General features: G+C 61.6%; 5 protein-coding genes. All 5 read left to right on the forward strand.

The window, feature by feature from the left end:
* Nucleotides 1-25 precede the first annotated feature (25 nt).
* The 5 genes from ACM6IN_RS08580 to ACM6IN_RS08600 all read left to right on the forward strand — a co-directional run bounded on the left by ACM6IN_RS08580 (nucleotide 26) and on the right by ACM6IN_RS08600 (nucleotide 6882).
* Nucleotides 26-397 (forward strand): DUF4810 domain-containing protein, encoded by a 372-nt coding sequence (locus ACM6IN_RS08580; RefSeq protein WP_007912524.1) that lies wholly within the window; start codon nucleotides 26-28, stop codon nucleotides 395-397.
* Nucleotides 394-1053, forward strand: a complete 660-nt coding sequence (locus ACM6IN_RS08585; protein WP_007912525.1) for a DUF799 domain-containing protein — start codon at nucleotides 394-396, stop codon at nucleotides 1051-1053. Before ACM6IN_RS08580 ends, ACM6IN_RS08585 begins: the two co-directional genes overlap by 4 nt.
* Nucleotides 1054-1284: 231 nt before the next feature.
* Entirely contained in the window at nucleotides 1285-1974 is a 690-nt protein-coding gene (locus tag ACM6IN_RS08590) for a GntR family transcriptional regulator (RefSeq protein ID WP_414915790.1), read from the forward strand.
* A gap of 134 nt (nucleotides 1975-2108) precedes the next feature.
* A complete protein-coding gene (locus ACM6IN_RS08595; RefSeq protein WP_414915791.1) occupies nucleotides 2109-4220 on the forward strand; it encodes an ATP-binding protein in 2112 nt (703 codons plus the stop codon).
* 31 nt (nucleotides 4221-4251) lie between these two features.
* Nucleotides 4252-6882: an excinuclease ABC subunit A gene (locus ACM6IN_RS08600; RefSeq protein ID WP_414915792.1), complete on the forward strand. Its 2631-nt coding sequence runs from the start codon at nucleotides 4252-4254 to the stop codon at nucleotides 6880-6882.
* Nucleotides 6883-6970 lie beyond the last annotated feature (88 nt).

Below are 6970 nucleotides of genomic sequence, written 5' to 3' on the forward strand. Positions count from 1 at the left end.
CGCCCATTGCAAGGAGCAACACCCCATGACTCTGAATTTGTCGCGCTCGTTAATGGCGCTGACCCTGGCCGCCAGTGCCTTGCTGGCCGGCTGTGCCTCCGGCCCGCAAACCCTGTACCAGTGGGAAGGTTACGAGCCCCAGGTCTACGAATACTTCAAAGGCGAAGAGCCGAAAGAAGCCCAGGCCGAAGCGCTGGAACGTGACCTGCAGAAAATCCGCTCCACCGGCAAGGCCGTACCGCCGGGTTACCACGCGCACCTTGGCCTGCTCTATCTGAGCATGGGCAAGGACGACCAGATGGTGCAGCAGTTCAAAACCGAGAAAACCCTGTTCCCCGAATCCGGGACGTACATGGATTTCCTGCTCAAAAACGCCAAGAGCGGAGACGCGAAATGATCGCGCGCACCTTGAAACTGCTGGCCGCCGGCCTGGCCCTGACCGTGCTGGGTGGCTGCGTTGCGCCCAAGACCGTGGATTACTCGGCCTACAAACAGGCGCGGCCGAAAACCATTCTGGTGCTGCCTCCGCTGAACACTTCGCCGGATGTGAAGGCGTCGTACAGCCTGTTGTCGCAGGTGACCTTCCCGCTGGCCGAAGCCGGTTATTACGTGCTGCCGATCGCGCTGGTTGACGAGACGTTCCGCCAGAACGGTCTGACCACCCCGGACGACATCCATCAGGCCCCGCCGAGCAAACTGAAGGAAATCTTCGGTGCGGACGCGGCGCTGTACATCACCGTGACCGAATACGGTACGCGTTACATGGTGATCAGCAGCGAAACGGCAGTGACCGCGACGGCGAAACTGGTCGACCTGAAAAGCGGCACGACGCTGTGGACCGGTTCGGCCCGGGCGTCGAGCGAAGAGGGCGGCAATAGCAATGCCGGCGGTATCGTCGGCATGCTGATCTCGGCGGCAGTGAAGCAAATCATCAACAGCTCCACCGATGCCGGCTACCCGATTGCCGGTGTGGCGAGCAATCGTCTGCTTTCGGCCGGCCATCGGGCAGGGCTGCTGTACGGCCCACGCTCGCCGAAGTACGGCACTGACTGAAGCCGGTACTGATCGTTCCCACGCTCTGCGTGGGAACGATCAAACGCAGGAGTGAGCCTGCTCACCGCCCCCCTCCCAACACATGTGTCCTGCTTGCAACGAGCAGATAGATAGAGCGACGCCGCCCCCATGGGGGATCCGCAATCAACGTGCAATCAAGACCCTGCATCTCGACGCCGAAGGCTATATCCTGCGTGACACTCAGTTGCTCGACGTTAAAGGAGTGCCCAAATGACCGAAAAGAAACCGGAAACCACGGTCGACCGCGTCTACCAAGGTGTTTACGAGGCGATCAGCAAGCGTTCGTTGCGCCCTGGGATGAAGCTGGGCGAGGCCTCGCTGGCCGAGTTATTCAATGTCAGCCGCACGTCGGTGCGCGCCGCATTGAAGAAATTGGAGGCCGACGGACTGGTCACCACTGAGCCCAATAAAGGGGCATCGGTGTCGCTGCCGAGCAACGAAGAGATCCGTTCGCTGTTCGAAACCCGCCGCCTTATCGAAATCGGCATCGTCACTGAACTGTGCCGGCGCAAGGACACCGCCGCGATGCAGGACCTGCGTGAACACCTGCTGCTGGAAGATGAAGCGCACGCCGCTGGTGACCACGAGCGGCTGATTCATCTGCTCGGCGAGTTCCACATCAAACTGGCGCGCAGCCTGAATAATCCGGTGCTGCTCGACTGGTTCCAGAAGTTGATTTCCCGTGCCTCGTTGTATGCTGCGGCGCTGGACGACGACAGCCATGAAGTCTGCCGCGACGACGAGCACCTGCGTCTGATCGAATACATCGAGGCCGGTAATCAGAGCGCTGCCATCGAATTGACCTGCACGCATCTCAACGGCATCGAGAAGGCCATTCTCGACGTCGCCGCCAAAATGAAAACTGGCTACCATCCGCTCAAACACCTGATCGGGGTTTAGGCTTCGGGCGAGGATGAAATCGGCTATACCTCATATGAAACCAATACGACTGATGACGCTCGAAACAGACGGGCGTTGCGTCGTTATGGCGTCGCGATTTATCGGGCAATCACCACAGGACACTGAGTCAGTCGATGCAGTTTTTATCCGATAGCCATGGTTGTGAGGGCTGGAAAGGCGAAATGGCCGGGCGCATCAGTGCGTTCGACTGGAGCCACACCGAACTCGGCCCGTTGAACAGCTGGCCGGCCAGCCTGTGCAGTGCGGTGCAACTGATGCTGGCGTCGCCACTGCCGATGGTCATGCTCTGGGGCTATGCCGGATACATGATCTACAACGATGCCTATTCGAAGTTTGCCGGTGGTCGCCACCCCTATCTGCTCGGTTCGCCGGTAGAACTGGGCTGGCCGGAAGTCGCCGATTTCAACCGGCACGTGGTCGATACCTGCCTGGCCGGTGGCACCTTGTCGTTTCGCAATAAAGAGCTGGTGTTGTTGCGCGATGGAGTCCCCGAAGACGTCTGGATGGATCTGTATTACAGCCCGGTGGCCAATGATGACGGCAAGCCCGCCGGGGTCATGGCGATGGTGGTGGAAACCACCGAGTTCGTGCACTCCGAACGCCGGCGGCAGGCGGCGGAACAAGCCTACCGCGCCGACAATGAGCGGGTCCGTCTGGCGTTGAATGCCGGGGCCTTGCTTGGCTCGTTTGTCTGGGACGTGAAAAACAACACGCTGTCGGCAGACGAACGATTCGCCCGCACGTTCTCCTATCCACCGGATCAGGACCTGAGCAATCTGGCCCAGGACGTTGCCGAGTCGCGCATTCACCCCGATGACCACGCCTGGGTACAAGAGCGCGTCGCCCATTCCGTGCAGACCGGTGAACCGTATAACGCCGAGTATCGCGTGCGGCGCAGTGACGGCAGTTATTCCTGGGTGCTGGCCAGTGGCGCCTGTGAGTTCGGCGAACACGGCGCGCCGTTACGCTTTCCCGGCGTGTTGATCGACATCCACGAACGCAAGATCGCCGAAGAATCCCTGCTCAAATTTACCCGCAACCTTGAACAGCGCGTCGGCGAAGAGGTCGAGGCGCGGCTGGCGGCTGAAGAGCAGTTGCGCCAGTCGCAGAAGCTTGAAGCCATTGGCGGTCTCACCGGCGGCGTGGCCCATGACTTCAATAATCTGCTGCAAGTGATCGCCGGTAATCTGCATCTGCTCGCGCGCCACGAACCGAACAATGCCAACGTGCAACGCCGGGTCAGTGCCTCGCTGGCGGCGGTCGAGCGCGGTGCCAAGCTGTCCTCGCAATTGCTCGCGTTTGCCCGGCGTCAGCCGTTGTCGCCGGCAGTATGTAACCCGCGACAGATCTTCGAAGGTGTCGGCGAATTGCTGCAGCGAGCGCTGGGCGAAACCATTCAGATCGATGTGCAGCTGCCGCAGCAACCGTGGCATATCAACGTCGACCGCAACCAGCTGGAAAACGCCATTCTCAATCTGGCGATCAACGCTCGCGATGCGATGAAGGGCGAGGGCACCATTGCGCTCAGCGCTGCCAACGTGCGCCTCGATCGCGAGTTCTGCGCCGGTAAAGGCATCGTTCCCGGCGAGTTTGTCCGGGTCGCCGTCAGTGACAGCGGCGCCGGCATTGCGCCAGACATTCTCGAGCAGGTGTTTGAACCGTTTTTCACCACCAAGGCCGACGGCCAGGGCACCGGGCTGGGCCTGAGCATGGTGTTCGGTTTCGTCAAACAGAGCGGCGGCCACGTCGAGATCGTCAGTACCGTCGGCGAGGGCACGCGGGTGCAGTTGTACTTCCCGCGCAGCCTGCGCCCGATCCTTGATGAATCGCCCAATCTGCAACGGCAGCAGAGTGGCGGCCACGAGACGATTCTGGTGGTTGAAGACAACGACGCGGTGCGCGCTTCGGCGGTCGAGTTGTTGCGCGAGGAGGGTTACCGCGTGTTGACCGCCGGCCACGGCGATGCGGCCATGCAAATGCTGCTGGAAGGTACCGAAGTCGACCTGATCTTCACCGACGTGGTCATGCCGGGGCTGATCAAAAGCTCCGACCTGTTCGCCTGGGCCAAGGTGCAGACGCCGCCGGTGGCGGTGCTGTTCACCTCCGGGCACACCCGCGACATCATCTCGCGCAATCACCAGTTGAGCCCCGACACCCATTTGCTCGGCAAACCGTACAGCCCCGAAGCCTTGTTGCAGATGATCCGGGTGGTTCTCGGCAACTGAGCGCTGAACATTCCTTTACCAAGGCAGGTCGATGACTTCCAAACGCACCTCCAAAGCGCCCACCGGCATGGTCCGGGTACGCGGCGCCCGTGAACACAACCTGAAAAACATCGACGTCGACATCCCCCGCGATGCACTGGTGGTGTTTACCGGGGTGTCCGGTTCGGGCAAGTCGTCGTTGGCGTTCTCGACTTTGTATGCCGAAGCCCAGCGCCGTTACTTCGAATCGGTGGCGCCGTACGCGCGACGGCTGATCGATCAGGTTGGCGTACCGGATGTCGACTCGATTGAAGGCCTGCCGCCGGCCGTGGCCCTGCAACAGCAGCGTGGCACGCCGAGTACGCGCTCGTCGGTGGGCAGCGTGACGACGTTGTCGAGCCTGATTCGCATGCTCTATTCGCGCGCCGGCAGTTATCCGCCGGGGCAGCCGATGTTGTACGCCGAGGATTTTTCGCCGAACACCCCGCAAGGCGCCTGCCCGCAGTGCCATGGCCTCGGCCGCGTCTATGAAGTCACTGAGGCGCTGATGGTGCCCGATCCGAACCTGACCATCCGCCAGCGCGCGGTGGCGTCCTGGCCGCTGGCGTGGCAGGGGCAGAATCTGCGCGACATCCTCGTGACCATGGGCATCGACGTCGACATCCCGTGGAAGAAGCTGCCGAAAAAACAGCGCGACTGGATTCTCTTCACCGAAGAAACCCCGACCGTGCCGGTGTACGCCGGGCTGACCCCGGAAGAAACCCGGGTCGCCCTCAAACGCAAGATGGAGCCGAGTTATCAAGGCACCTTCACCGGCGCCCGACGCTATATCCTGCACACGTTTACCCATTCGCAAAGTGCGCTGATGAAAAAGCGTGTTTCACAGTTCATGCTCGGCAGCCCTTGTCCGTTATGCGACGGCAAACGCCTGAAACGTGAAGCGTTGTCGGTGACGTTTGCCGGGTACGACATTGGCGAATTGTCGCAGATGCCGTTATTGCAAGTGGCCGAGGTATTACGGCCGGTGGCGGCGGCCAGTTATCTGGAACATGCCGAAGAAACCGGCGAGACCTTGAGTCACGCGCAAACCCGCGAGGCCCGTCAGCAACGCGTGGCCCATGGCGCCAGCGGGCACGGCAGCGCGCCCGATGTGCGCCACACGCCAAATCTGTCGCTGGAGAAACGTCTGGCGGCGCAGCGTATTGCCGAGGATCTGCTGGAGCGCGTCAGCACGCTGACCGATCTGGGCCTCGGTTATCTGGCGCTGGAGCGCAGTACGCCAACGCTGTCGTCGGGTGAGTTGCAGCGCTTGCGCCTGGCGACACAATTGGGCTCGCAGTTGTTTGGTGTGATTTATGTGCTCGACGAACCTTCCGCCGGTTTGCATCCAGCCGATGGCGAAGCGTTGTTCGAAGCCTTGCAGCGCTTGAAGGCGGACGGCAACACGCTGTTTGTGGTCGAGCATGACCTGGAAACCATGCGCCGCGCCGACTGGCTGATCGACGTCGGCCCGGCAGCGGGCGAGCAGGGTGGGCAGGTGCTGTACAGCGGCCCGCCCGCCGGTCTGGCCGAGATCGAGCAATCGCAGACTCGTGCTTATCTGTTTGCCGAATCGCAACGTCAGACAAGAACGGCACGTAAACCGACGGCGTGGCTGAAACTTGAGGGCATCACCCGCAATAATCTGAACAACCTCAGTGCCGAATTTCCCTTGGGCTGCTTTACCTCGGTGACGGGCGTCTCCGGCTCCGGCAAGTCGAGCCTGGTCAGTCAGGCCTTGCTGGAACTGGTCGGCGCGCAGTTGGGGCGGCCGACGGTGGACAGCGAGCCGGAAGAACTCAGCCTCGAAGACGACGCCCCGCAGGTCAGCAGCGGTCAGGTCACGTCCGGGCTGGAGTCGATCAAGCGACTGGTGCAGGTCGACCAGAAACCCATCGGCCGTACGCCACGTTCCAATCTGGCGACTTACACCGGGTTGTTCGACAACGTACGCAAGCTCTACGCCGCGACCGACGCTGCACGGGCGGCGGGTTATGACGCCGGGCAGTTTTCCTTCAACGTCGCCAAGGGTCGTTGCGCCACGTGCGAAGGCGAAGGCTTTGTCAGTGTCGAGTTGTTGTTCATGCCCAGCGTTTATGCGCCGTGCCCGACCTGCCATGGCGCGCGGTACAACCCGCAGACCCTGGCGATTCTCTGGGAGGGTTTGAGCATCGCCCAGGTGCTGCAATTGACCGTCGAGGAAGCGGTGTCAGTGTTTTCCGAGCAAGCGGGGATTCGTCGTTCACTGGAAGTGCTGCGCGATATTGGCCTGGGTTATCTGCGCCTCGGGCAACCGGCCACGGAGCTGTCTGGCGGTGAAGCGCAGCGGATCAAACTGGCTACCGAGTTGCAGCGTAATCAGCGCGGCGCGACCTTGTATGTGCTGGATGAACCGACCACCGGGTTGCATCCGCGCGATGTCGATCGGCTGCTGGAGCAACTGGATACGCTGGTGACGGCGGGGCACACGGTGATCGTGGTCGAGCACGAAATGCGCGTGGTGGCGCAGAGTGACTGGGTGATCGACATCGGGCCGGGGGCGGGGGATCAGGGCGGCAGGATTGTCGTGGCGGGCACGCCGCAGAAGGTTGCGGCGAGCAAGAAGAGCCGGACGGCGCCGTTTCTGGCTCGGGCCCTGAATTAATAGATGCGGTGCTGCCACTGGCCTCATCGCTGGCAAGCCAGCTCCCACAGTTTTTTGCGGTGAATTCGAAGTATGGGTCCACCACAAA

The organism is Pseudomonas sp. IT-P395 (assembly GCF_949767675.1).
Classification (GTDB): domain Bacteria; phylum Pseudomonadota; class Gammaproteobacteria; order Pseudomonadales; family Pseudomonadaceae; genus Aquipseudomonas.

What these genes read in the sequence shown, in the direction of transcription:
- ACM6IN_RS08580 (WP_007912524.1), top strand. Translation starts at nt 26, where the DNA reads ATGACTCTGAATTTGTCGCGCTCGTTAATGGCGCTGACCCTGGCCGCC.
- ACM6IN_RS08585 (WP_007912525.1), top strand. Translation starts at nt 394, where the DNA reads ATGATCGCGCGCACCTTGAAACTGCTGGCCGCCGGCCTGGCCCTGACC.
- ACM6IN_RS08590 (WP_414915790.1), top strand. Translation starts at nt 1,285, where the DNA reads ATGACCGAAAAGAAACCGGAAACCACGGTCGACCGCGTCTACCAAGGT.
- ACM6IN_RS08595 (WP_414915791.1), top strand. Translation starts at nt 2,109, where the DNA reads ATGCAGTTTTTATCCGATAGCCATGGTTGTGAGGGCTGGAAAGGCGAA.
- ACM6IN_RS08600 (WP_414915792.1), top strand. Translation starts at nt 4,252, where the DNA reads ATGACTTCCAAACGCACCTCCAAAGCGCCCACCGGCATGGTCCGGGTA.